Annotated in this window: 26 protein-coding genes; 15 read left to right on the top strand and 11 right to left on the bottom strand. The window is 66.4% G+C overall.

Annotated elements, in window-relative coordinates; all coding sequences use genetic code 11:
* Window positions 1-133 precede the first annotated feature (133 nt).
* Both FPV16_RS05355 and uvrB read right to left on the bottom strand, forming a co-directional pair.
* Window positions 134-433, bottom strand: coding sequence for a hypothetical protein (locus tag FPV16_RS05355; RefSeq protein WP_227436762.1), 300 nt, complete (start codon window positions 431-433; stop codon window positions 134-136).
* Between the two features lie 106 nt (window positions 434-539).
* On the bottom strand, window positions 540-3227 hold the full coding sequence (uvrB, locus tag FPV16_RS05360) for an excinuclease ABC subunit UvrB (protein ID WP_227436764.1): 2688 nt from the start codon (window positions 3225-3227) through the stop codon (window positions 540-542).
* 77 nt (window positions 3228-3304) lie between these two features.
* On the opposite strand from uvrB, the gene FPV16_RS05365 reads away from it, so the two are divergent.
* The 7 genes from FPV16_RS05365 to FPV16_RS05395 all read left to right on the top strand — a co-directional run bounded on the left by FPV16_RS05365 (window position 3305) and on the right by FPV16_RS05395 (window position 9756).
* Complete coding sequence (locus FPV16_RS05365; RefSeq protein ID WP_227436766.1) at window positions 3305-3805, top strand: VOC family protein; 501 nt, start codon at window positions 3305-3307, stop codon at window positions 3803-3805.
* 220 nt (window positions 3806-4025) lie between these two features.
* Window positions 4026-4856: a transglutaminase-like domain-containing protein gene (locus tag FPV16_RS05370; RefSeq protein ID WP_227436769.1), complete on the top strand. Its 831-nt coding sequence runs from the start codon at window positions 4026-4028 to the stop codon at window positions 4854-4856.
* A gap of 117 nt (window positions 4857-4973) precedes the next feature.
* Window positions 4974-6044, top strand: coding sequence for an SDR family oxidoreductase (locus FPV16_RS05375; protein ID WP_227436771.1), 1071 nt, complete (start codon window positions 4974-4976; stop codon window positions 6042-6044).
* 14 nt (window positions 6045-6058) lie between these two features.
* On the top strand, window positions 6059-6619 hold the full coding sequence (locus FPV16_RS05380; protein WP_227436774.1) for an ankyrin repeat domain-containing protein: 561 nt from the start codon (window positions 6059-6061) through the stop codon (window positions 6617-6619).
* A gap of 35 nt (window positions 6620-6654) precedes the next feature.
* The gene (locus FPV16_RS05385; protein WP_227436776.1) at window positions 6655-8433 is read left to right on the top strand and encodes a pyrroloquinoline quinone-dependent dehydrogenase; all 1779 of its coding nucleotides are present in this window, start codon (window positions 6655-6657) and stop codon (window positions 8431-8433) included.
* 242 nt (window positions 8434-8675) lie between these two features.
* Complete coding sequence (locus tag FPV16_RS05390) at window positions 8676-9203, top strand: hypothetical protein (protein ID WP_227436778.1); 528 nt, start codon at window positions 8676-8678, stop codon at window positions 9201-9203.
* A 127-nt stretch (window positions 9204-9330) separates the two neighbouring features.
* On the top strand, window positions 9331-9756 hold the full coding sequence (locus FPV16_RS05395; RefSeq protein WP_227436780.1) for an acyl-CoA thioesterase: 426 nt from the start codon (window positions 9331-9333) through the stop codon (window positions 9754-9756).
* A 33-nt stretch (window positions 9757-9789) separates the two neighbouring features.
* On the opposite strand, the gene FPV16_RS05400 is transcribed toward FPV16_RS05395, so the two are convergent.
* Window positions 9790-11010: a phosphopentomutase gene (locus FPV16_RS05400; RefSeq protein WP_227436782.1), complete on the bottom strand. Its 1221-nt coding sequence runs from the start codon at window positions 11008-11010 to the stop codon at window positions 9790-9792.
* Between the two features lie 14 nt (window positions 11011-11024).
* Complete coding sequence (locus FPV16_RS05405) at window positions 11025-12653, bottom strand: ABC transporter ATP-binding protein (protein WP_227436784.1); 1629 nt, start codon at window positions 12651-12653, stop codon at window positions 11025-11027.
* Between the two features lie 112 nt (window positions 12654-12765).
* Between FPV16_RS05405 and FPV16_RS05410 the strand changes: the two genes are divergently transcribed.
* The 3 genes from FPV16_RS05410 (at window position 12766) to FPV16_RS05420 (ending at window position 14850) form a co-directional block, all read left to right on the top strand.
* Complete coding sequence (locus tag FPV16_RS05410) at window positions 12766-13632, top strand: lytic transglycosylase domain-containing protein (RefSeq protein WP_413629193.1); 867 nt, start codon at window positions 12766-12768, stop codon at window positions 13630-13632.
* Between the two features lie 81 nt (window positions 13633-13713).
* Entirely contained in the window at window positions 13714-14628 is a 915-nt protein-coding gene (locus tag FPV16_RS05415; protein WP_227436785.1) for an alpha/beta hydrolase, read from the top strand.
* 30 nt (window positions 14629-14658) lie between these two features.
* Entirely contained in the window at window positions 14659-14850 is a 192-nt protein-coding gene (locus FPV16_RS05420) for a DUF1192 domain-containing protein (protein ID WP_227436787.1), read from the top strand.
* Here the strand turns inward: FPV16_RS05420 and FPV16_RS05425 are convergent.
* A complete protein-coding gene (locus FPV16_RS05425; RefSeq protein WP_227436789.1) occupies window positions 14840-15154 on the bottom strand; it encodes a hypothetical protein in 315 nt (104 codons plus the stop codon). The genes FPV16_RS05420 and FPV16_RS05425 overlap by 11 nt on opposite strands.
* On the bottom strand, window positions 15154-16374 hold the full coding sequence (zigA, locus tag FPV16_RS05430) for a zinc metallochaperone GTPase ZigA (protein WP_227436790.1): 1221 nt from the start codon (window positions 16372-16374) through the stop codon (window positions 15154-15156). Before zigA ends, FPV16_RS05425 begins: the two co-directional genes overlap by 1 nt.
* Before the next feature lie 195 nt (window positions 16375-16569).
* Here zigA and FPV16_RS05435 point away from each other — a divergent pair, with 195 nt between their 5' ends.
* Together FPV16_RS05435 and FPV16_RS05440 are read left to right on the top strand one after the other, a co-directional pair.
* Window positions 16570-17214 carry a TetR/AcrR family transcriptional regulator gene (locus FPV16_RS05435; RefSeq protein ID WP_227436811.1) on the top strand — a complete coding sequence of 215 codons (645 nt, stop codon included), beginning with the start codon at window positions 16570-16572 and terminating at the stop codon, window positions 17212-17214.
* 83 nt (window positions 17215-17297) lie between these two features.
* Window positions 17298-17753: a DUF2852 domain-containing protein gene (locus tag FPV16_RS05440; protein WP_227436813.1), complete on the top strand. Its 456-nt coding sequence runs from the start codon at window positions 17298-17300 to the stop codon at window positions 17751-17753.
* 77 nt (window positions 17754-17830) lie between these two features.
* Here the strand turns inward: FPV16_RS05440 and FPV16_RS05445 are convergent, their stop codons facing one another.
* Window positions 17831-18097, bottom strand: a complete 267-nt coding sequence (locus FPV16_RS05445) for a hypothetical protein (protein ID WP_227436815.1) — start codon at window positions 18095-18097, stop codon at window positions 17831-17833.
* Window positions 18098-18313: 216 nt separating this feature from the next.
* Between FPV16_RS05445 and upp the strand changes: the two genes are divergently transcribed.
* From upp to FPV16_RS05460, 3 genes are all read left to right on the top strand, one after another.
* Complete coding sequence (gene upp, locus FPV16_RS05450) at window positions 18314-18976, top strand: uracil phosphoribosyltransferase (RefSeq protein WP_227436817.1); 663 nt, start codon at window positions 18314-18316, stop codon at window positions 18974-18976.
* 70 nt (window positions 18977-19046) lie between these two features.
* Complete coding sequence (locus FPV16_RS05455; protein ID WP_227436819.1) at window positions 19047-20063, top strand: NAD(P)H-quinone oxidoreductase; 1017 nt, start codon at window positions 19047-19049, stop codon at window positions 20061-20063.
* A gap of 169 nt (window positions 20064-20232) precedes the next feature.
* The gene (locus tag FPV16_RS05460) at window positions 20233-20535 is read left to right on the top strand and encodes a hypothetical protein (protein WP_227436822.1); all 303 of its coding nucleotides are present in this window, start codon (window positions 20233-20235) and stop codon (window positions 20533-20535) included.
* Between the two features lie 232 nt (window positions 20536-20767).
* On the opposite strand, the gene FPV16_RS05465 is transcribed toward FPV16_RS05460, so the two are convergent.
* From FPV16_RS05465 to FPV16_RS05480, 4 genes are all read right to left on the bottom strand, one after another.
* Window positions 20768-21649 carry a 3-hydroxybutyryl-CoA dehydrogenase gene (locus FPV16_RS05465; RefSeq protein WP_227436823.1) on the bottom strand — a complete coding sequence of 294 codons (882 nt, stop codon included), beginning with the start codon at window positions 21647-21649 and terminating at the stop codon, window positions 20768-20770.
* A 210-nt stretch (window positions 21650-21859) separates the two neighbouring features.
* The gene (locus tag FPV16_RS05470; RefSeq protein ID WP_227436825.1) at window positions 21860-22810 is read right to left on the bottom strand and encodes an electron transfer flavoprotein subunit alpha/FixB family protein; all 951 of its coding nucleotides are present in this window, start codon (window positions 22808-22810) and stop codon (window positions 21860-21862) included.
* Window positions 22811-22937: 127 nt separating this feature from the next.
* Window positions 22938-23687: an electron transfer flavoprotein subunit beta/FixA family protein gene (locus FPV16_RS05475; protein WP_018042663.1), complete on the bottom strand. Its 750-nt coding sequence runs from the start codon at window positions 23685-23687 to the stop codon at window positions 22938-22940.
* A 220-nt stretch (window positions 23688-23907) separates the two neighbouring features.
* Window positions 23908-24480 carry a cob(I)yrinic acid a,c-diamide adenosyltransferase gene (locus FPV16_RS05480; protein WP_227436828.1) on the bottom strand — a complete coding sequence of 191 codons (573 nt, stop codon included), beginning with the start codon at window positions 24478-24480 and terminating at the stop codon, window positions 23908-23910.
* Window positions 24481-24484 lie beyond the last annotated feature (4 nt).

A 24484-nucleotide genomic window follows, 5' to 3' on the forward strand; every position in this document is an offset into this window, starting at 1 on the left:
CCACCGCCCCCGCCGCTTTGCTGGTGGTCGCCGCCCCGGCCGCCGCCGAGGACGTTACCGAGCACACCGCCGATGACCTGATCGAGCAATCCCATGGTCGTTCCTCCTGAGCAGCAAGCCTTACCGGCCAGTTCTATTCCCGGCGTCCACCCGTTCCGGCGCGGTCGCGCGCGGGCAGATGGTCGAGGGGGTTGGTGCGGGTCTTCTTGCCGTCGTCTTCCGTCACCGCCGTCGAGGGCCGGATCGCGCTCGGGGGCTTGACCTCCCCGATCGGCCGCGAGCCAGAAGTCTCGCCCGATCGGCCTTCCGAGGGCACGTCGGCAGGCGTCGGCTGGTCGCGACGATCGGAAATCGCCTGGGCCGGTAAGGCCTGCGCGACGAGGATGCCGGTCGCGAGGAGCAGGCTGGCCCGGATGAGACGTTCCTTGCGCATGGGATGCTCCGTCGGTTCGACACGCGGGGGGCGTCCGGGGATGGGCGCCATCGCATGCTTCACCAAGCCAGAGCCTACGCTAGGGGTTCCGGCTCCGATGCCGGTTTCAGTCACGTTTGCGCCCGCCGCCGCCTTTGTATTTTGGTTTCTGGCCCCCGAGCCCCTGCGTCGAGCGTGGCTTCGGCCGCTCGGCCCAGACCGGCGCCTCGCCCCCGATGGGCAGTTCCCGGTCGGTGCCAGGCCCCATATTGTCGAGACTCGGCTTCGAGATGCGACTCCTCTTGGCGCCGTACTTACCGGCATCACGCTCGACGTCGCCCTGGCGCGCCATCGGGTCGTCGGCGAGGAGAAGTTCGGTCGCCTGCAGGCGCTTGAGCTCATCACGCAGGCGCGCCGCCTCCTCGAAATCGAGGTCGGCGGCGGCTGTCCGCATGCGCTTCTCGAGATCCGCCATGACAGCCTTGAAGTTGTGGCCGATGGTGACGGCGTCCTTGGCGAGCCCGGTATCCACCTTGACGTGGTCGCCCTCGAAGACGCTGCTGAGGATGTCGGAAATGCCGCGCTTGACGCTCTGCGGCGTGATCCCGTGCTCCTCGTTGTAGGCGAGCTGCTTCAGCCGGCGGCGTTCGGTCTCTGCCATGGCCCGTTCCATCGAGCCGGTGATGTTGTCCGCGTAGAGGATGCAGCGCGCGTCGGCGTTACGGGCCGCGCGGCCGATGGTCTGAATCAGGGAGGTCTCGGAGCGCAGGAAGCCTTCCTTGTCGGCGTCGAGAATGGCGACGAGGGCGCATTCCGGGATATCGAGGCCCTCGCGCAGCAGGTTGATGCCGATGAGCACGTCGAACGCGCCGAGCCGCAGGTCGCGGATGATCTCGATCCGCTCGAGCGTGTCGATGTCCGAGTGCATGTAGCGCACGCGCACGCTGTTCTCGTGCAGGTATTCGGTGAGGTCCTCGGCCATGCGCTTCGTCAGCGTGGTCACCAGGGTGCGATAGCCGGCCTGGGCCACTTCGCGTACTTCGCCCAGCAGGTCGTCCACCTGCGAACGCGCCGGGCGGATCTCGATGACCGGATCGACGAGGCCGGTGGGGCGGATGACCTGTTCGGCGAAGACGCCGCCGGTCTGTTCCATTTCCCATTTCGCCGGGGTGGCCGAGACGTGGACGGATTGCGGCCGCATCGCGTCCCATTCCTCGAACCGGAGCGGTCGGTTGTCGAGGCAGGAGGGGAGGCGGAAGCCGTATTCGGCCAGCGTCGCCTTGCGGCGAAAGTCGCCCTTGTACATGCCGCCGATCTGCGGGACCGTTACGTGGCTCTCGTCGGTGAAGACGATGGCGTTGTCGGGCAGGTATTCGAACAGGGTCGGCGGCGGCTCGCCGGGCTTTCTCCCGGTGAGATACCGCGAATAATTCTCGATGCCATTGCAGGCCCCCGTCGCCTCGATCATCTCGATGTCGAAGGTGCAGCGCTGCTCGATGCGCTGGGCCTCGATGAGACGGCCCATCTTGGTCAGCTCGTCCACGCGCAGCTTCAGCTCGGTCTTAATACCCTTTACCGCCTGCTGGAGGGTCGGGCGCGGCGTCACATAGTGCGAGTTGGCGTAGACCTTCACGAATTTGAGGTCGTTGATCTTCTTGCCGGTGAGCGGATCGAATTCGGTGATCGATTCGATTTCGTCACCGAACAGGCCGATGCGCCAGCCGCGATCCTCCAAGTGGGCGGGCCAGAGTTCGATCACGTCGCCGCGCACCCGGAAGGTGCCGCGGGCGAAATCCGACTGGATGCGCTTGTATTGGAGCGCCACGAGGTCGGCGACCAGTTGGCGCTGCTCGATCCGCTCGTTCAGCGACACCGTGAACGACATGGCGGTGTAGGTCTCAACCGAGCCGATACCGTAAATGCACGAGACCGAAGCGACGATGATGACGTCGTCGCGCTCGAGCAAAGCGCGGGTGGCCGAGTGGCGCATCCGGTCGATTTGCTCGTTGATTGAGGATTCCTTCTCGATGAACGTGTCCGAGCGCGGCACATAGGCCTCGGGCTGGTAGTAATCGTAGTAGGAAACGAAGTACTCCACCGCGTTGTCGGGGAAGAAGCTTTTGAACTCGCCGTAGAGCTGCGCCGCCAGGGTCTTGTTCGGCGCCAGGATCAGGGCGGGACGCTGCGTCGCCTCGATGATCTTGGCCATGGTGAAGGTCTTGCCGGACCCGGTGACGCCGAGCAGTACCTGATCGCGCTCGGCCTTGTTCACCCCATCCACCAGTTCGGCGATGGCGCGGGGCTGATCGCCGGCCGGTTCGAACTCGGATTTCAGGGTGAAGGCATAGCCGCCCTCGGATTTCTTCGGCCGTTCCGGACGATGCGGCGCCCAGGTCTTGCCGTCCCGGAACAGCGGGTTGCCCTCTGTGAGGAGCCGCGACAGCGCATCCACCGTGGCCGAGACACCGTCGGTGGCCAGCGACGTATCATCCTCGTTCGCCAGCGCCTCGGGCGCGGGACCGTCTTCCGGCGGCGTGATCCCCAACGCCTGGGCAAGGCGCGGGTCGACCTCGGCCGCGTCACCAAGGGTGAACCCGGCCTGGGGGGCCTCACTGAAACCGGCGGGCGGCGGCGCGGCCTTCTTCGGCCTACCGGGCTTCTTCGGTGGAACCGGCGGGTGCGGATTTTCGACGGCGGGCAACCGGTTGCGGTTGAGCGCCGGGCTGAGCAGGGCGGCCAGATGCTCGTCGAGCGGTTTCAGCTCGGGCTTCGAGGCCTTCGCCGAGGAGACGCGGGGTTTGTTCGCAGGAGGCATGGGTGGAATATGGCCCCGCGGAACGAACGGGGAAAGGGCGGCCCATCGCTTCGCGTCAATCAGGAGCGAGACCCACCATGATGGCCCCATCGAACCAGATTCATCCGCAGGCGCGGATCGGCCATGTCCATCTCAAGGTCGCCGATCTCGACCGGGCGCTGGCCTTCTATTGCGGCGTGCTCGGCTTCTCCCTGAAGGCTCGATACGGAACCCAGGCCGCCTTCATCGCAGCCGGGGACTACCACCACCATATTGGGCTCAACACGTGGGAGAGCGAAGGCGGCAGCCCGCCGCCCCACGGCACGACCGGTCTGTTCCACCTCGCCGTGCTCTATCCAACGCGGGAGAGCCTGGCCGATGCCCTGCGCCGCCTGGACGCGGCCGGCATCGCCCTCGACGGCGCCAGCGACCACGGTGTGAGCGAAGCGCTCTACCTGCGCGATCCCGACATGAACGGGGTTGAACTCTATCGGGACAGGCCGGAAGCGGAATGGCCGCGCGATGCGGAGGGCGACCTCACCATGTTTACCCGCCGCCTCGATCTCGCCGATCTCCGCGCGGCTGGAGAGCATTCCTGAGGAGCGGCAAACCGTTAGGCGGCAACCCTCCGGTGTGCTACCTGATGTTCTAGACGGTTCCACCCTCGGTGAGGGTGGCTGAGGCGAGCATGACGGCACCAGACCGTCGCCGCCTCGACGCCCCTCGCTCGAGCAAGGCCGAAGGCCGCGGGAGTGGGCCGGCGGCGGGTGGAGACGAGTAGCGATCCCACCTGTCCCATTGTCTGACGCGAGCGACCTTATGAAAATCCGGACCGGCTACACGATCGGCTACGACACGTTCGGCCCGACACCGATCACCTTGATGCTCAACGTCCATCCGTCGCGCGCGGGTGACCTGCTGACGCCGGAGACCATGACGATCGACCCGCCGGTGGAGGCCCACAGCTATCTCGACCCGTTCGGCAATGTCTGCACCCGCATCCTCGCCCCCGGCGGCCGGATCACGGTCTCGGCCGATTTCATGATCCAGGATTCCGGTGAACTCGACGAACTCGTGCCAGATGCGAAGCAGCATCCCGTGCAGGATCTCCCGGACGACGTCATGCCGTTCCTGCTCGGCAGCCGCTATTGTGAGACGGACAAGCTCTCGAACATCGCCTGGGGCCTCTTCGGCACCACACCCGAGGGTTGGGCGCGGGTGCAGGCGATCCACGACTTCGTCCACCGGCACATCAAGTTCGATTACCAGCAGGCCGACGCCACGCGCACGGCCTTCGAAGCCTATACCCAGAAGATCGGAGTCTGCCGCGACTTCACCCATCTCGCCGTGGCCTTCTGCCGCTGCATGAACATCCCGGCCCGCTACTGCACCGGCTATCTCGGGGACATCGGCGTACCGGTGGTGCCGCCGGGCGACTTCTCGGCCTGGCTCGAAGTCTATCTCGACGGGCGCTGGTTCACTTTCGATGCCCGCAACAACAAGCGCCGCATCGGCCGCATCCTCATCGCGCGCGGCCGCGACGCCACCGATGTCGCCATCTCCACGAGCTTCAGCACGGCCCTGCTCGCGAGCTTCGACGTGCATACGGACGAGATCAGCGAGACTGGCACGCTGACCCCCATCGCCTGAAGCGGACCCATGCCGGATCGACATCCGGCCTGCCGCGTTCCGATAGACACACCCCCGCCTCAGCCGGTCGCTCCGTCGGATGGGCCGAGGGGGGGATGCACCGCTTTCGGAGACAGCATGTCGAACAGTTTCAAGGGTACCGCGCTCATCGCCGGTGCGAGCGGCATCGTCGGCAACAACCTCGCCCGGCACCTCGTGAGGGAGGGCTGGGACGTCCTGGGTCTGGCGCGCCGGCCCGTCGCCATCGAGGGCGTCACCCCGGTCACGGCGGACCTAACCGATCCCGCCTCCCTGCGGGCGGCTTTGTCGGATCTCGCGCCGACGCATGTGTTCATCACCACCTGGATGCGGCAGGCGACCGAAGCCGAGAATTGCCGCGTCAATGGCGCCATGGTGCGCAATCTCCTCGACGCCCTGCAATCGGCTCCGTTGCGCCACGTGGCGCTAGTGACCGGGCTCAAGCATTATCTCGGGCCGTTCGAAGCCTATGGGAAGGGCACGCTGCCGCAGACGCCGTTCCGCGAGGACCAAGAACGCCTGCCGGTGGAGAATTTCTACTACGTGCAGGAGGACGAAGTGTTCGCTGGGGCCGAGCGCCAGGGATTCGGCTGGAGCGTGCACCGTCCGCACACCATCGTTGGCTATGCCCTTGGCAACGCCATGAACATGGGTGTGACCCTCGCCGCCTACGCTTCCCTCTGCCGCGAGACCGGACGTCCGTTCCTGTTCCCGGGCTCGCCGCAGCAATGGAACGGACTGACCGACGTCACCGATGCGCGGCTGCTCGCCCGTCATCTTGCCTGGGCCTCCACCGATCCCGCCGCGGCGAACACCGCATTCAACGTGGTCAACGGCGACGTCTTCCGCTGGTCGTGGATGTGGGGCCGCATCGCAGAATGGTTCGGCCTGGCGCCGGCTCCCTATCCCGGCGCGCCGACGCCCCTCGAAGAGCAGATGGCCGGGGATGGCCCGATCTGGGCGGATCTCGCGAAACGCCACGGCTTGGTCGAGTCCGATCTCGACCGTCTCGCCTCCGCATGGCACACCGATGCGGATCTCGGCCGGCCGATCGAGGTGGTCACCGACATGGCACGCAGCCGCCGGCTGGGCTTCCTGGATTATCAGCCCAGTGACGACAGCTTCCTCGACCTGTTCGGCCGGCTGCGGGCCGAAAAAATCATTCCCTGAGACAGATAGTGACGATGCAACCTGAAACGCCGGCCTCGCCCACCCCAGCGCTTCCCGAACTTGACTCGGAGACCCTGGCCTTCGCGGGCCGGGTCTTCCAATACGCACGGGCGGGGCATGTGGACGAGCTGGCTGACCTGTTCGCCCAGGGGCTTCCGGCGAACCTCCTCAACGATAAGGGCGACAGCCTGCTGATGCTGGCCGCCTATAATGGTCAGGTCGAGACCACGCGCCTGATCCTCGACAACGGTGGCGACCCCGAGCTCTCCAACGACCGGGGGCAGACGCCGCTCGCCGGCGCCGCCTTCAAGGGCGACATGGCCGTCGTCGAGCTGCTGCTGGAGAAGGGCGCCACTATCGACGGCACCGGAACCGGCACGCGAACCGCGCTGATGACGGCGGCCATGTTCAACCGCACCGAGATGGTGGACCTGCTGCTGGCGCGGGGCGCCGACCCGGCCAAACGCGACGGAAACGGGCAGAGCGCCGCCGATCTCGCCCGTTCCATGAATGCGGCGGATACCCCGTTCCAGCTCGAGGCCGCAGAACGACTTGCCCGACTCGTGATCGATTGAACCGGATTTTCATGATTCACCAGGGGCGAAGCGGCATGACATCTCGACTTACGATCGCGCGCGCCTCCTCCTTGTCCCTGCTGGCCGGTGCGCTGACGCTCTCTCCCGGTGCGCGTGCCGAGGAGTGGCCGATGTTCGGCCGCGACCACACCAACCGGCATTTCTCGCCGCTCACGACGATCGACCGGACCAACGTCGTCAAGCTGCGCCCGGCCTGGATCTTCCAGACCGGGATCACCGGCTATTTCCAGGCCGAGCCCGTGGTGGTGGATGGGGTAATGTACGTCTCCGCCACACAGAACCACGTCGCTGCCCTCGACGCCAGGACGGGTCGCGTCCTGTGGACCTACACCCACAAGGCGCGGACGGAGAAGATCTTCGGGCCGCCGTCCAATCGCGGCGTGGCGGTCTCGGGCGGCAAGGTCTTCGAGGCGACCATGGACGGCCGGGTGATCGCTCTCGACGCGAAGACCGGCAAGGTCCTGTGGGACCATGAGGCCGTCCGCCCGGAGGAGGGCGAGTCGGAGACCGCGTCCGATCTCGCCGGGAAGCTCGGAGCGGGTGCGATCCAGGGATCGAGTCGCCTCGGATTCAAGATGCCGCCGCTCGTGGCTGATGGGCTCGTCATCGTCGGCGTAGCCGGGGCCGGCTACGGCCTGCATGTTGAGGACGAGAAGGGCGGGCTCGACGGCGGCGCCGTGGTCGGGATCGAAGGCGGCTACGGACGACGCGGCTGGCTCGCCGCCTACGACGCCGCCACCGGCGAGGAGCGCTGGCGCTGGTACGTCACCAAGGAGGACGGCTGGGAAGGCGGCTTCGTGGAGAAAACCGCCGATGGGGTGCCGCTTAATCGCGACATCGCTGCAGAGAAGGCGGCAGCACCCCGGCACAAGGACGCCTGGAAGGTCGGCGGCGGCTCGCTGTGGATGACTCCGGCCTACGATGCCGATCTCGGCCTGATCTATGTCGGCACCGGCAACCCCGCACCGCAGAATTTCGGCCTCTCGCGTCCGGGCGACAACCTCTACACGATGAGCCTCGTGGCGCTCGACGTGAAGACGGGCAAGCTGCGCTGGTACTACCAGCAGGTCCCGCACGACGAATGGGGCTACGACGTCGCGAGCCCGCCGCTCCTGCTCGATTACCTGACGCCCAAAGGGCCGGTGAAGGCGGTCGCCGAGGCGAGCAAGACCGGCTGGCTCTACGTCCACGACCGGGCGACCGGCACGCTCCTCGGCAAATCCGCGCCGCTCACCACGCAGAAGAACCTCTACGCACCGCCCACTGAAACAGGCACCGTGGTCAGCCCAGGCCCCCTCGGGGCGATCTCGTGGCATCCCGTCGCCTTCGATCCGACGACGAGCATGGCCTACGCCCAAGTCCGGCACGGCGCGACGACCTACACGGTGAGGACCGTCCCGGCCTCGAATGGCAAGCCGCAGATCCGCTTCACTGAAACGAGCGAGGCGAAAGGCGAGCCCGCCTTCAGCACGCTCACGGCCGTCGATCTCGACAAGGGCGGCGCGATCAAATGGTCGGTGAAGGCGGGAAGCCGCCTCTCCGGCGGCACGCTCGCCACCGCAGGCGGTCTGGTCTTCTCCGGTGAGGAGGACGGCCATCTCGATGCCCATGACGCAGCGACCGGGACGGTGCTGTGGCGGTTCCAGTGCGGTGCCGGGATCGGCGGGCCGCCGATCACCTATTCCCTGGATGGCCGGCAATACGTGGCCGTGGCGGCCGGCGGAGCCTCTTTCACCAAGGGCTCGGGCTTCGGCACCGGAGATGCGCTCGTCGTTTTCGCCCTGCCGGACTGACGGTGCCTCGCCATTTCGTGTCTCGATCTCACCGGACTGGGCATCGCCTCCTTTAGCGAAGAGCTTCCGGCAAGAACGGCACAATGCCGACCCCGCCCTCCGGTAAGCTTAGGCCTGCACGGTGGCGAACCACCGTGGTAGGGCTTCGAGGATTGACGGGATCGAGGAGACGACGCGCGACCCGCGCCCGGTCGCCCATGATCGGTCGAATGGTGTTTGCACTGGCGGCAGGAAGGGACGGCATGAGCCCAAACACCCGGCGATGGGTCATCAGCGGCGTCCTTGGCCTGTTCGTGAGCTGGGCGATTGGCGGAGTGATCTTTCCGGCGCTGAGCGCCCTCTTGGGCATGATGGTCCGGCTCGCTCCTGGAATGCGGGATGCCGCCATCTCCTGGCCGGGACCAGCGATGGACGTGCTGCCCTTCTTCGCCATCGGCCTTCAGGCCATGGTGGTCATCGCCGTGACGCTCATCCTTGCCCGCGTGGCCGATGAACGCCGCCGGGTCGGCTGGGGCTGCCTCGCAATCGGGGGCGCCATCCTTCTGAACGGTATCGTCCTCCTTGCGGTCACGGGCGTCCTGGGCTGGCTTCTCGATCGGAATCCTGGCGGCGCCAGCGGTGGTGAAGCAAGCGCCGGGTTCTTCCTGTTGCTGTTGGGCCTGCCTTACGCTTTCCTCTGCATCGCGATGCTGGTGGGCGGGGCGGTGCTGCTGCGGAGGCGGCCGCCCTCGTCGGCGCAGGGGAGTATGGAGCAGTCAGCACCGCGCTGATGGGGTAACGACCTCCGCCACCCCTCAAGCGGCTCACCTGTTCGCCGCCGGTCGGATGTGACAGGAGGACACAGGCGGCGTGCAGTTTGCATCGGCCGACCGAGATCACGGGAGCCCGCACCACCCCATGTCGACCGATGTTTCCGAGACGCAACAGCCCACCGACCGCGGCTCTCCCGTGGTGCGCACCATCGCGATGCCCGCGGACACGAATCCGGCCGGGGACATTTTCGGCGGCTGGTTGATGGGGCAGATGGATCTGGCGGCGGGCAACGTGGCCGCTCGCCGGGCTCGGGGCCGCTGTGCCACGATCTCCGTCGATGCGATGACCTTCCATCGCCCGGTCATCGTCGGCGACGAGGTCAGCATCTATGCCTGGATCGTGAAGGTCGGCCGCACCTCGCTGCGCATCCAAGTCGAGGTCTGGCGCCGCGAACGCGAGGGCGAGACCACCATGAAGGTGACGGAAGGCCTGTTCACCTTCGTCGCCATCGGCAGCGACCGCCGCCCGAGGCCGATCCCGCCGGAGGTGGAAGAGACCTGGGAGGTCTGAGTTTCGATCCCGCCCGGCTCGGGCGGGACCGTCTCACCACCACGACGTGCCGCGTCCCAATTCGCCGATGCCGAGATGGCGGGCGATGGAGGCGCCGATATCCGCGAAGGTCTCCCTGCGCCCGAGTGATCGGGCGGCGACACCGGGACCGAAGGCAAGAACCGGCACCTGCTCGCGGGTATGCTCCGTCCCCGACCATGTCGGGTCGTTGCCGTGATCGGCGGTGACGATGCAGACATCGCCCTCTTCGAGCACCGCATGGATCTCGGGCACGCGCGCATCGAAGCGCTCCAGCTCGGCGGCGTAGCCGGGCACGTCCCGGCGGTGGCCGTATTCCGTGTCGAAATCAACCAAGTTCAGGAAGACCAGTCCTCCATCCGGGAGGATACGGAACGCGGCCAGCGCCGCATCGAGGCAGGCGGTGTTGCCGGCGGGTTTGATCTCGCGGCCCGTGGCGCGGTGGGCGAAGATGTCACCGATCTTGCCGACGCTGACGACGGAGCGCCCCCGCTCGCCCAGGCGGTCGAGGAGTGTCTCGCCCGGTGGCTGCGTGGCGAAATCCTTGCGGTTCGCGGTGCGCCGGAAACCGCTCTCCTCCGAGCCGAGGAAGGGGCGGGCGATGACCCGGCCAATGCGGTAGGGGTCGCAGATCTCGCGGGCGATTCGACAGAGCTCGTAGAGCCGGTCCAGCCCGAACGTCTCCTCGTGAGCGGCGATCTGGAAGACGCTGTCGGCCGAGGTGTAGCAGATCGGCTTGCCTGTCCGGACATGCTCGGACCCGTGACGCTCGATGATCGGGACGCCAGCGGCGTGGCAATTCCCGAGGATACCGGGAAGTCGAGCCCGCTCGATCAGCGCTTGGGTGAGGGCGGCGGGGAAGGCCAGCACCGTGTCGGGAAAGTAGCCCCACTCCTCGGTGACGGGAGCGCCCGCGATTTCCCAGTGACCGGAGGGCGTGTCCTTGCCGGGCGCGGTCTCGATGGCATGGCCGTAGGCTCCAGCGGCCGGACCGGAAGGCTCGAGGCCGGGCGGGATGCGACCGCTCGCCCCCGCGGCGGCGAGCCCGAGGCCGAGGCGCGTCAGGTTGGGCAGTGCGAGAGGCCCGGTCCTGAGACCCTCGCGGTCGCCCCCCCCGGCCGCGCAGGAATCCGCGATATGGCCGAGCGTGTCGGAGCCCTCATCGCCGTAGCGGGCGGCGTCCGGTCCTCCGCCGATACCGACCGAATCGAGGACGATGAGGAGGACACGCGCCATGGGTCTCGTTGTGCTTAGGCCAGGACCACATCTTCGGTGGTGACGCTGTTCAGATCGAAAGCGGCGGCAAACAGTGCTTTCGTGTACTCGGTCTGCGGCTGGGCGAAGATCGCCTCCGCCGGCCCCTCCTCCACCACCTTGCCGTTCTGCATCACCAAAACATAGTTCGCCAGCGCGCGCACAACCTTGAGGTCGTGGCTGATGAACAGATAGGCGAGCTTACGCTCCTTCTGCAGGTCGCGGAGCAGGGTGACGATCTGCGCCTGCACCGACCTGTCGAGGGCCGAGGTCGGCTCGTCGAGGACGACGAAGCGGGGTTTCAGCACCATGGCGCGGGCGATGGCGATGCGCTGGCGCTGGCCGCCGGAGAATTCGTGCGGGTAGCGGTCCATGGTCGCCGGATCGAGCCCGACATCGCTGAGCGCCTTGGCGACCACCGCCCGCCGCTCGGCCCGGGATTTCACCGCCCCTTGCACCACGAGCCCCTCGGCAACGATGTCGGCCACCGTCATGCGCGGCGAGAGCGAGCCGTAAGGGTCCTGGAAGACCACCTGCATGTCGCGCCGGAACGGTCGCATCGGTCCTGGCCCGAGCCCGGCGATGGACTGGCCGAGGAACACGATCGGCCCCTCGCTTCCGGTGAGCCGCAGGAGCGCGAGGCCAAGCGTGGTCTTGCCCGAGCCAGATTCTCCGACCACTCCGATCGTTTCCCCCTCGCGAACGGCGAGGGACACGCCATCCACCGCCTTCACGTGGAAGGTGGTGCGCCTCAGAAGCCCCTCTCGGACCGGGAACCACACCTTGAGCGGACCGGCTTCCAACAGGCGCGGAGCGTCGTCCGCCACCGGGTTCGCGCGTCCCTTCGGTTCGGAGGCGAGCAGACGCTGGGTATATTCGTGTTTCGGACGGGCGAAGATCTCCGCCACCGGTCCGGCTTCGACGATGCGGCCGGCGAGCATCACGCAGACCCGCGAGGCAATGCGCCGGACGATGCCGAGATCGTGGGTGATGAACAGCATCGACATGCCGAGCCGCTTCTGCAGCTCGGCGAGCAGCGTGAGTATCTGCGCCTGGACAGTGACGTCGAGGGCGGTGGTCGGCTCGTCGGCCACCAGCAGATCCGGTTCGCAGGCGAGCGCCATGGCGATCATGACGCGCTGGCGCTGGCCGCCGGACAGTTCATGCGGATAGGCGCCCATGCGCCGTTCGGCATCACGGAGGCCGACGAGTTCGAGCAATTCGAGGATGCGGGCGCGGGCCTTGCGGCCCGACAGTCCGCGATGGATCTCCAGCACCTCGCCGATCTGCCGCTGGATCGTGTGCAGCGGGTTGAGCGAGGTCATCGGCTCCTGGAACACCATGGTGATGTCGGCACCACGGATCTTTCGGATTTCGCGCTCCGGCAGGGCCAGGATATCCCGTCCCTTGAACAGGACGCGGCCACTGGGATGGACGGCGCTGCCATCAAGGAGACGCAGGATCGACAGGGCCGTCACCGACTTGCCCGACCCAGACTCGCCCACCAGGGCCACGGTCTCGCCCTTGAAAAGTGTGAAGCTCACCCTGTCCACTGCCAGCGTCTCACGCTCCTGGGAGCGGAACGCGACCGACAGGTCTTGGACGTCGAGCAGCGTGTCAGTCATCGAGGCGATGGTACCGGGTCCACGGAGACGGGGATCACGGCCCTTATAGCGCGGCGCGATTGGAACGGCGAACGGTGATTGATCCGGCGCCAGACAGCATTACAAACGCCCCGTGACATCCCTCCGCAGCCTGATCCTCGCCTCTTGTCTCCTTGCCGCCGCGCCAGCCTCGGCCGAGGTGGCGACGGAAACCGTCGAACAGGCGCTCTGCCGCCTCATCGAGGATGCGGCCAAGGCCCGCGCCCTGCCCGTGCCGTTCCTGACGCGACTGATCTGGCGGGAAAGCAGTTTTCGCGTCACGGCGGTGAGCCCAGTGGGCGCGCAGGGCGTTGCGCAGTTCATGCCGGGCACGGCGCGGGAGCGCGGGCTGACCGACCCGTTCGATCCGGAACAGGCGATTCCCCACGCCGCCCATCTCCTTGCCGATCTCAACCGACAGTTCGGCAATCTCGGCCTCGCGGCAGCGGCCTACAATGGCGGCGCGGGCCGGGTCTCAGGCTGGCTCGCCGGGACTGGCGGCCTGCCCGCCGAGACGCGCGCCTACGTGATGGCGATTACCGGCGCGCCGGCGGAGGATTGGCGCGGAGGTGCGGCCGTCAGCGGAGCCGAGGGGGAGACGAACGCTCCCAAGTCGGAATCGCCGAAAACCTGCCTCCAGGTCACCGCCGCCCTGCGAATTCCCTCACGCGGCGATCGCTTCGCCCTCGGCGGTAACGAAGGACCCGCCGCCCCCTGGGGCATTCAGCTCGCCGGCAATTTCTCGAAATCCCTCGCCCTCCAGAGCTTTTCCCGCACCCGGAAACTCTATGCCGGCGTGATCGGCGAGGTGCGGCCGATGATTATCGGGACGCGGCTGCGCAACCGCGGCACGCGCGCCTTCTACCGGATCCGCATACCTGCCGAGAGCCGGGCGGCGGGCGATATCCTGTGCGGTCGCATCCGCAAGGTCGGGGGTGCCTGCATCGTGTTGCGAACCTGAATCCAAATAACCCTTATTCCGGTCATGAATCCGCCGTGCGGCACGTGTCATTCGGGTCTTCGTTCCCCGTTTGAGAGATGCATGACCCGCGCCTTCGCCGCCTTCGCCACTCTCGCCTGCCTCACATTGGCCGCCCTCGGGGTCACGGCCTGTTCGCCCCTCGCCCTGTTCGATGCGATCGGGCCTCGCGACCAGGGCGGACGGCTTGCCCAGAAGAGCGCCGCCTTCGGCATCCATCCGCGCCAGCGCCTCGATGTGTTCACGCCCGCCGGCGGCGCGGCGGATGCGACGGTTCTGGTCTTCTTCTACGGCGGGTCGTGGAAATCCGGCGCGAAGGACGATTACGAATTCGTCGGGCAGGCCCTGGCGGCACAGGGCTTTGTCACCGTCATTCCCGATTACCGGGTCTATCCGGAGGTGCGCTTCCCCGACTTCCTCGATGACGGCGCCGCCGCCATCGCCTGGGTCCGCGACAACATCGCCGAATATGGCGGCGACCCGCGCCGCATCGTGCTCGCCGGCCATTCAGCCGGGGCCTACAATGCCCTGATGCTCGGGCTCGATCCGCGCTACCTGCGCAAGGCAGGGGTCGATCCGAAGGTGATCCGGGCCGTGGCCGGACTGTCCGGTCCGTATGACTTCCATCCCTTCGACCAGGATACCTCGCGGGACGTGTTCGGACAGGCCCCCGATCCAGCGGAGACGCAGCCGATCACCTTCGCCGGTCCGCATTCGCCGCCCGCCTTCCTGGCGACGGGCGACAACGACACCCTCGTCCGTCCGCGCAACACGCAGAGTCTCGCGGCACGGCTCCGCGCGGTACGCGTGCCGGTGCAGGAGCGGATCTATCCCGGCCTCGACCACGCCGACACGCTGCTCGCCCTCTCGGTCACCTTCCGCTCGAAGGCGCCGGAACTGTCGGAGATGACGACCTTCCTCAAGCAGTATGCCGGCACTCAGCAGCACGTTCGCTCCGTCTCGCGGTGGGACCGTTAGGCGAGCGCCGGACGACAAGGGGAAAACGCCATGCGCGACGACGATACGGACCGGCCGAAGCGTGCGGTCTCCCATACGATCGGTGAGAGCCTCGACACCCTCTCCCTCGACGAGATCGCCGAGCGGATCGCTCTGCTGCGGACCGAGATCGAGCGGCTGGAGACGGCGAAATCGGGCAAGATGACGGCCATGGACCGGGCCTCCTCGATCTTCAAGCTGTAAGCGGAACCGCGCTGTCCCGCCTCATGGCATCCTCTTCCGCCCCCAGGCGAACTATGTCCTCGCCCTCGACCGCATCCATGCTGCGCGCGATCCGCAAAGCCCGAGTCGGCTCGCCGACCCGCATTACGAGGACGATGGTCTCGCGATCGGCGCAGCCGGGCTCGCCACACGCAATTTCGTTGACGGCGAGGACGTCATTCTCGCCGAGTCCAAGTCCGAGGCGAAGCTCGCCCTTGAGCCTGGCTGCATCGGCCGAACGTGCCGCCGAGCGGGCGCGGGCATCCTTGAGAGAAAAGAACGCCATCAGGCGGCGGCACGCTGCCAGGCGGGAAACGGATCGGGCAGGGCGCGGTACGGCGCCGGATCGAACCGCGTCATCTCATCGGAACCGACGAGGCAGGCGTCGAGTGCGGCGGTGATCGCCGCCCGGTCGAGACCCGTCCCGATGAAGACGAGTTCCTGGCGCCGGTCGCCCCAGGGCTCGCTCCAGTTCCGGGACAGATGGCTGCGCCATTCCGCATCCTCCGGCCAGCGGGCCTTCGGCACGCAGGCCCACCACGCCCCCATCGGCGAGACCCGCGCGATGGAACTGGCGAGGGAGAATTCGCCGACCCAGTCCGGCCGCGTCGCCAGCCAGAAATGTCCCTTCGCGCGGATGAGGCCGGGCCACGTCGCTTTGGTGAAGGCGTCGAAGGCCTCGGGCGCGAACGGACGGCGGGCCCGGTAGACGAAGGAGCCGATCCCGTATTCCTCGGTCTCGGGCACGTGCTCGGCGGCGCCGTAGAGCTCCTTGAACCAGAGCGGGTGTTCCTGCGCCTTCTCCTCGCTGAACAGGCCGGTATTCAGGACTTGATCGAGGGGGACGCGGCCATAGGCAGCCTCGACAATGCGGGCATCGGCATTGAGCCCGCGTATCACTGAGCGGACCAAAGCGAGCTGATCCGCCCCGACATCACCGGCCTTGTTGATCACGACCACGTCGGCGAGCTCGATCTGCTCCACCAGCAGGTCGACGAGAGTCCGGGCATCCTCCTCGCCTGCGATCTCGCCCCGTTCGCGCAGGAACGCCGTCGAGCCGTAATCCCGCAGCAGGCTCACCGCGTCGACCACGGTGACCATGGTGTCCAGGCGGGCGACATCGCTGAGCGCCGCCCCGTCCTCGTCGCGGAAGGAGAAGGTGCTCGCCACCGGCAGGGGCTCGGCGATGCCCGTGCCCTCGATCAGCAGGTAATCGAAGCGCCCTTCCTCCGAGAGTTTTCTGACTTCGGCCAGGAGGTCGTCCCGCAGCGTGCAGCAGATGCAGCCATTGCTCATCTCCACCAGTTTTTCGTCGGTGCGGGAGAGATTGGCGTCTCCGTCACGGATCAGGGCGGCGTCGATATTCACATCGCTCATGTCGTTGATGATCACGGCGACGCGTCTGCCCTCGCGGTTGTTGAGGATATGGTTCAGCAGCGTCGTTTTGCCGGCACCGAGGAACCCGGAGAGGACGGTGACGGGGAGACGGGAATCGCGTTGGCTCATCGGACCTCCAGTATGTAATGTAATACTATTACAATTTATGAGATCACTCCTCTCAATCGCCGTTCGAAAATCTCTGTCCACCGGTAGACGGATGAGGGTCAAAAGCGCGCTCGGCGTGTTAGGGGAGAGCGCATTCCGGCGGAGTCGCGGCAGACGTGCAGCCGTAGGCCGGCGATCGCCCGAGGATGGAATCCAGTGCGACCCTGGCGAGAAGGACCGGGAGACCGGCGCAGCTACCATCACGGCAACCTCAAGGAGGCGCTGATCGAAGCGGCACGCCGCTTCATCGCCGAACGCGGCGTGGGTGGTTTCACTCTCGTGGATGCGGCACGCCTCGTCGGCGTGACGCCGGCGGCGCTCTATCGCCATTTCCGGGGCCGCGAAGCTCTGCTCGAGGAGGTGGCCGGCCGTGGGTTCACCGATCTCGCCGAACGTCTCGCACGCTCTCTGACCTCTCGGGGAACACCGCTCGAACGCTTCACCCGGATGGGGGAGGCCTATCTCGCCTTCGCCGAAGAAGAGCCCGGCTATTATGCCGCGATCTTCGAGACTCGGGGAGCGCCGATGGCAGCGGACCCGGCGGCCTCCGACGTACCGCCGAGGCCCAGCCCCTTCGATCTTCTGCTCGAAGCCCTGAAATCGACGTTTCCCGATGGATTCGGCGGGGTCGAGCCGCGCTTCGTCGCCCTGGAAGTCTGGGCGCTCTCCCACGGGATCGCCACGCTCTCCGCCTCCGGCCATCTGCCGAAGGGGCCCGGAATGCCCGACAAGTACGAGTTGCTAAGGGCCGGCGTGCTTGCCCTCGTCCATGGCGCAGGACGCCCCAGACCCTCGGCATGACGGTTGTACGAAATCGGCCCTTGAAACCGTCACGTCGCATCCGCAAGTAAATGTGGTTCACATTAACATCGGAGCTGTGAGCCGTGAGCTTTTCCTCGACCTCTCCCTGGGCCACCGGCAAAGCTTGCCGCAGCGGTCCGTTTCCCCGTCGCTCTTTCGAGATCGGCGCCGTCGTCGTCGCGTTCATCTATTGGTGGCCGCTGGCGGCCGCCTACATCGCCTGGAAGGTGGCGGGCTATCCGGCCTTGTCCGAACTGCGCGGCATGATCGGCCGTGGGGCCGATTGGCAGGCGGGCATGCGCAAGTCGCGCTTCGCCCAGGCCTTCGAGGCCGCAGACCTGCGCGGCACCGGCAACCTCGCCTTCGACGATTACCGCCGGTCGGAACTTGACCGGCTCGATGCCCAGCGCAAGGCGCTGCAGGAAGAGAGCAAGGCCTTCGCCGCGTTCGTGGAAGAACTGAAGCGCGCCAAGGACCGTGAGCAGTTCGACGCCTTCATGGCCAAGCGTAACACCAGCGGCCCGACCCAGAACGTCTGACCGATCCCCCATCGGGGGTCACGGAGGGCTTCCGGCAGCGATGCCGGGAGCCCTTTTTCGTTCGTCCCTGGGCGGGATCAATCCTGAAGCTTCTTCAGGTGATGCAGGGCGATGAAATGCAGGCAGAAGCCGAGGATCAGCGCCGTCACGCTCACCGCACCCGGCTCGGTCTGGAAGAACCGCAACGAAACGCTCCACGCCTCGGAGCGGGACAGGCGGTGGTCATACCCTTCGTAGAGTCGCATCCCCGGCAGGAAGAAGCCGACCATGACCAGGGACGCTCCGAGCGTGTTGAGGAACGTGGCGCGGTAGCGGACCCTGTCGTTCCGGGCGGACTTGCTCATGGGCGTGCTGTTTCGGATAAGTTTCATCGACGATCCGGACCACCCTGTTTGCCTCGCGCCGAAGACCCGGACGCGCGCCCACTCCCGTCATGGCCACGGTTCTTTATCGGATTTTCATCTGCCGGGGCGGCATAAGGGCAGAGGTTCAAAAGGGCATGAGGTCGGTCCAGTGCCGGTCGTAACGTGACGGATCGATTCTCGGGGGGAGTGAAGGCGATGGTGAGTACGGACGGTCTCGGCGTAGAGGGCCGCGCGACGGTCACGGTGGTCGACCATCCCCTGGTCCAGCACAAGCTGACCCTGCTCCGGCAGAAGGAACGCTCGACCAAGGGGTTCCGCCAAATCCTCAATGAGATTGGGATGCTCCTCGCCTACGAGGTCACCCGCGACCTTCCCCTTGAGCGGGTGACGATCGAGACGCCGATCCAGGCGATGGAGGCGCCGCAGATCGCCGGCAAGAAGCTGGTTCTCGCCCCCATCCTGCGGGCGGGTGTCGGCTTCCTCGACGGCATGCTCTCGCTGGTGCCCTCGGCACGCGTCGCCCATGTCGGGCTTTACCGCGACCCCGAGACGCTGGAGGCGGTGGAATACTACTTCAAGGCGACTTCCGACCTTGCCGACAGGACCGTCCTCGTCCTCGATCCGATGCTGGCCACGGCGAATTCCGCCATCGCCGCCATCGAGCTGCTGAAGCAGCGCGGCGCGCGCGATCTGCGCTTCGTCTGTCTCCTGGCGGCACCGGAAGGCGTCGCCAAGCTCCAGGCGACGCATCCCGACGTGCCGGTCTGGACCGCCTCCATCGACAGTCACCTCAACGACCACGGCTATATCGTGCCCGGTCTCGGGGACGCCGGCGACCGGATGTACGGCACCCGCTGAGCGGCCCCGCCCTTGCCAACCCGCCCTCTGGCCGCACATGACGGGTCACGCCAACCGGAGATGTGATGCGATGACGTCAAGCCCAGACCTGCCCGAGACCATGCGCCAGATCCGGTTCGCGGGCGCAGGTGGGCCGGATGTCCTCACCCTCGGGACGGTGCCGCTGCCCCAGCCCGGTCCCGGCCAGGTGCTCATCGAAGTGGTGTCGGCCGGCGTGAACCGGCCCGATATCCAGCAGCGCGAGGGCAAGTATCCGCCGCCGAAGGGTGCCACCGAGATTCCTGGCCTCGAAGTCGCCGGGCGGATTGCGGCCCTCGGCGAAGGTGTCGAGGGTTTCGCCATCGGCGACGAGGTGTGCGCGCTCACCATCAGCGGCGGCTATGCCGAATTCGCCGTGGCCGAGACTGGGCAGTGCCTGCCGCGCCCGGCCCCGCTCTCGCTGATCGAAGCGGCTGGGCTGCCGGAGACCTATTTCACCGTCTACAGCAACGTCATCGAGCGCGGACGCCTGAAACAGGGAGAAAGCTTCCTCGTCCATGGCGGATCGAGCGGCATCGGCTCGACGGCGATCCAGATGGCGAAGCTCCACGGTGCGCGAGTGTTCGCCACCGCCGGATCGGCCGAGAAATGCGCGTTCTGCAAGGAACTCGGCGCCGACGAGGCGATCAATTACCGCGAGACGGATTTCGCCGAGGAGATCAAGCGCCTCACCGAGGGCAGGGGTGTCGACGTCATCCTCGACATGGTGGGCGCGCCCTACCTCGCCCGCAACCTCGCTTCGCTCGCGATTGAGGGACGCCTCGTCCAGATCGCCTTCATGCAGGGCTACAAGGTCGAGAGCTTCAGCATGACGCCGATCATGATGAAGCGCCTCACCTTCACCGGAGCGACCCTCCGGGCGCGCCCCAAGGCCGAGAAGGCGGCCATTGCCGAGGGCCTGCGCCGGGACATCTGGCCTCTGCTCGCCGATGGCCGGATGAAACCGATCATCCACGCCACCTTCCCCTTGGAGAAGGCATCCGAGGCTCATGCGCTGATGGAATCGAGCGCGCATCTCGGCAAGATCATGCTGACGACCGGGCGCTGAACCAGGACGCCACCTCGATAGCGGTGCGGCTTTTCTGTCAGATGCCACCGCCGGAGCCGATCGCCTCGGAACAGGGAACTCGGCCGTCGCGTTCAATCCAGCAGACGAGACATCCGTGTCTCAGGTTGAACATGACGGCCGCCCCCGGCCGAGCTTCGAAAGGTACCCCATGGCAGAACGACTCGAAGGTCAGGACGCGCGTCAGGGCAAGAAGGGCAAGCCGGTTCTCTACGTGCTGATCGGCAGCCTCGTCCTCCTCGCCATCGCTATCACCGGCCTGATGACTTGGCAGGGCGCGAACTCCCCGAAGGATTACGCCTCGCAGAGCCAGGACGCCTCCCGCGGTCAGGTCACCGGTTCCGTGAACGGGGCTGGAAACGGAACGTCTTCATCGAACACGGGCAACGTCCCCGCCGGAAACCCCGCCTACCCTGCGCCGGCTCAGCCGTCGGCAAATGGCGGTCAGAAATAACCGAAACCACCCATCGGTTCAGACGACCGAATATGACCCCAGCACGCTACGGCATCGCGGCGAGTTTTTTCGCTGAGACACCGTAGCGTTTTTATTTTCTACGTCCGGCCAGATGATCGCGGCACGGATACGCTTCGAACTGTGTGGATCGGACGGCGACATGTCAGCCATGATGGGCCAATTCCCTCGCCGCGCTTCGGCAGAGGGGAGGAACTTCCCGTTTCGTCGGACCTCAGCGGGTCGGGACGGGAACTTCGCCGCGATAATCGTAGAAGCCGCGCTTCGTTTTCCGGCCAAGCCAGCCGGCTTCGACATATTTCACGAGAAGCGGGCAGGGGCGGTATTTCGAATCCGCCAGGCCTTCGTAGAGAACCTGCATCACCGACAGGCAGGTATCGAGGCCGATGAAATCGGCGAGCTGCAACGGCCCCATCGGATGGTTGGCACCGAGCTTCATCGCGGTGTCGATGGCCTCCACCGAACCTACGCCCTCGTAGAGCGTGTAGATCGCCTCGTTGATCATCGGCAGCAGGATGCGGTTGACGATGAAGGCCGGGAAATCCTCCGACATGGTCGAAGTTTTGCCGAGCTTGGCGATGAAGGCCTTGGCCGAGACATAGGTCGGGTCCGCCGTGGCGATGCCCCGGATCAGCTCCACGAGCTGCATGACCGGGACCGGATTCATGAAATGGATGCCGATGAACCGCTCCGGCCGGTCGGTCGCGGCGGCGAGGCGCGTGATCGAGATCGATGAGGTGTTGGTCGCCACAATGGCGTCCGGCTTCAGCGACGGGCACAGGGCGGTGAAGATCTGGCGCTTGGTCGCCTCGTCTTCCGTGGCGGCTTCGATGACAAGGTCGCAGGGGCCGAGGTCGTCGTAGCTTTCGGCCGCCAGGATGCGGGCGACGCCGCTGCGCCTCTGCTCGTCGGTTATCGTGCCCTTGGAGACCTGGCGCGCCAGATTGCCGTCGATCGTCGCCAGCCCGCTATGGATGCGGGCGGTGTCGCGATCGTTCAGCCGCACATCCAGTCCGGCCATGGCACAGACATGCGCGATGCCGCTTCCCATCTGGCCGGCGCCGATGATTCCGACGGTCTTGATCTCGATGGCCATCGCTTGAACTCGCACCCCTGAGGCGCGGCCGGTTCGGCCGCAGAACGCCCGCCTAGCGATCGAGGCGTTGGCGCCACAATTGAAATGCGGCGCACAAAATTCCTAGATCATTTTCTCGCTGAGGTGCAGCCCGGGCAAGCGCTTAAATGGGAAAAGTACTCCGCCGCAGATGGCTGCGGCGGAGTCCTGTCGTGGTTCCAAGGCCTAGGGTCAGCCCTTGGCTTTGGTGATCTCGGCCTGGAGCTCGGGAACGATCTGGAACAGGTCGCCGACGAGGCCGTAATCCGCCACTTGGAAGATCGGCGCATCCTCGTCCTTGTTGATGGCGACGATGACCTTCGAATCCTTCATGCCGGCCAGATGCTGGATCGCGCCGGAGATACCCACCGCCACATAGAGGTCCGGTGCCACGACCTTGCCGGTCTGGCCGACCTGCCAGTCGTTGGGAGCGTAGCCCGCATCGACGGCAGCGCGCGAAGCACCCACCGCCGCGCCGAGGGCATCGGCCAGCGGCTCGATCAGCTCCTTGAACTTGTCCGACGAGCCGAGCGAGCGGCCACCCGAGACGATGATCTTGGCAGCGGCCAGTTCGGGCCGGTCGGACTGGGCGATTTCCTCGCCCTTGAAGGTGGACTTGGAGGAAGCGGGCGCGCTCGCCGAGACCGGCTCCACTGGAGCCGGCGATCCCCCGGCGGCAGCGGCCTTGAACGCCGCCATGCGGACGGTGATGACCTTCTTGCCTTCGGCGGCTTGGACGGTCTGGATGGCGTTGCCGGCATAGATCGGACGGTCGAACGTGTCTGGCGAGATGACGCTCATGATGTCCGAGATCTGCGCCACGTCGAGGAGAGCGGCCACGCGCGGCAGCACGTTCTTGCCGGTGGTGGAGGCCGCGGCGATGATCACGTTGTACTCGCCCGCAAGCGAGACGATCAGCGCAGCGGTCGGCTCCGCCAGAGCGTGGTCGTAGGCGGCATCCTCGGCCAGCAGCACCTTGTCGACACCGTCGAGGATCGCAGCAGCGTCCGCTGCGGGACGGCTGCCGGCACCGGCGACCAGGGCGTGGATCGGTCCGCCGATCTCCTTGGCGGCGGTGAGCGCCTTCAGGCTGGCGTCGCGCACGGCGCCATTGTCGTGTTCGATGAGAAGAAGAGTGGCCATGCGGTGCGAACCTCGTTGCTGTGCGGCCGATCATCCGTCGCGGCGTCGCGCCGGGCTGCGGCCGAAGTGATTGTCGGATCGGCACCGGCCATCTTTCGAAGGCCGGTGCGCGGGCGAGGCCGGGCGCTCAGATGACCGAGGCTTCGCCCTTCAGCTTCTGAACGAGTTCGGCCGCGGAGCCGACCTTGATGCCCGCCTTGCGTCCAGCCGGCTCGACGGTCTTCAAGACCTTGACCCGGGGCGTCACGTCCACGCCGAGGGCATCGGGGCTCAATTCTTCGAGGGGCTTCTTCTTCGCCTTCATGATGTTGGGGAGCGACGCGTAGCGGGGCTCGTTGAGGCGCAGATCCGTGGTCACGATCGCCGGCAGGGCGAGGGTGACGGTCTGCAGGCCGCCATCGACCTCACGGGTGACGTCGATCGATCCCTCACCGAACTCGAGCTTGAAGGCGAAGGTACCCTGCGGCCAGTCGAGCAGGGCTGCGAGCATCTGCCCGGTTTGGTTGGAATCGTCGTCGATGGCCTGCTTGCCGAGGATGACGAGGCCGGGGGCCTCCTTCTCGACGATGGCCTTCAGGATCTTGGCCACGGCCAGCGGCTCCACGAGACCGTCGGTCTTCACCAGGATCGCCCGGTCAGCGCCCATGGCGAGGGCGGTGCGCAAGGTCTCCTGCGCCTGTTGCGGACCGATGGACACGGCGACGATCTCGGTCGCCTTGCCCTTCTCCTTCAGACGGATCGCCTCTTCGACGGCAATCTCGTCGAAGGGGTTCATCGACATCTTGACGTTGGCGAGTTCAACCCCCGAACCATCGGCCTTGACGCGGATCTTGACGTTGTAGTCGACGACCCGCTTGACGGGCACCAGAACCTTCATGGCGGTCACAATCCTCCAATGATTTTCTTGGCAAGGGCCGGCGCAGCGCGCGAGGGGCCTTCGACACGGTCGAAGGTCCGGACACCCTCTTGGAAAGAAGCGGCGGACCGTAACGGGGGGATTTCAGACTTGTCAACGCGTGCGACAGTCTAGCCCCGCGTCGAACACATGAGGTTCAAAATCCGGGCTGTCTTGTATGCGGTCTACCAGATATCCCGCGTCAGCGGTTCTTGCCCGGAACCCAGAGCACGTCGTCGGCTCCATTGGCATTGGCCGTGCGGCTCGCCACGAAGAGGAAGTCCGACAGGCGGTTGAGGTATTGCAATGCCTCCGGCGAAACGCGCTCGCCCTCCACCGCTGCGAGGGCCACCGTGAGGCGCTCGGCCCGGCGGCAGATCGTGCGGGCAAGATGGAGCGCGGCAGAGGCGGCCGAACCGCCGGGGAGCACAAAGGATTTCAACGGCGAGAGCTCGGCGTTAAGCACGTCGATATCGGCTTCGATACGCTTTACCTGACTGGCGACGATGCGCAGGGGCTCGTAGGCCGGTGGCACGTCGCTTTCCGGGGTCGCAAGATCGGCTCCGAGATCGAACAGGTCGTTCTGGATGCGGCCGAGCATGGCGTCGAGGACGATATCGGCATGGAGCCGAACGAGGCCGATACAGGCATTGGTCTCATCGACCGTGCCATAGGCCTCGACCCTCAGATCCGCCTTGGAGCGACGTTCGCCATTGGCGAGCGCCGTGGAGCCCTTGTCGCCGGTGCGCGTGTAGATGCGGTTCAGGGTGACCAAGGAT

The sequence above is a fragment of the Methylobacterium sp. W2 genome (genome assembly GCF_020662345.1).
Classification (GTDB): Bacteria; Pseudomonadota; Alphaproteobacteria; order Rhizobiales; family Beijerinckiaceae; genus Methylobacterium.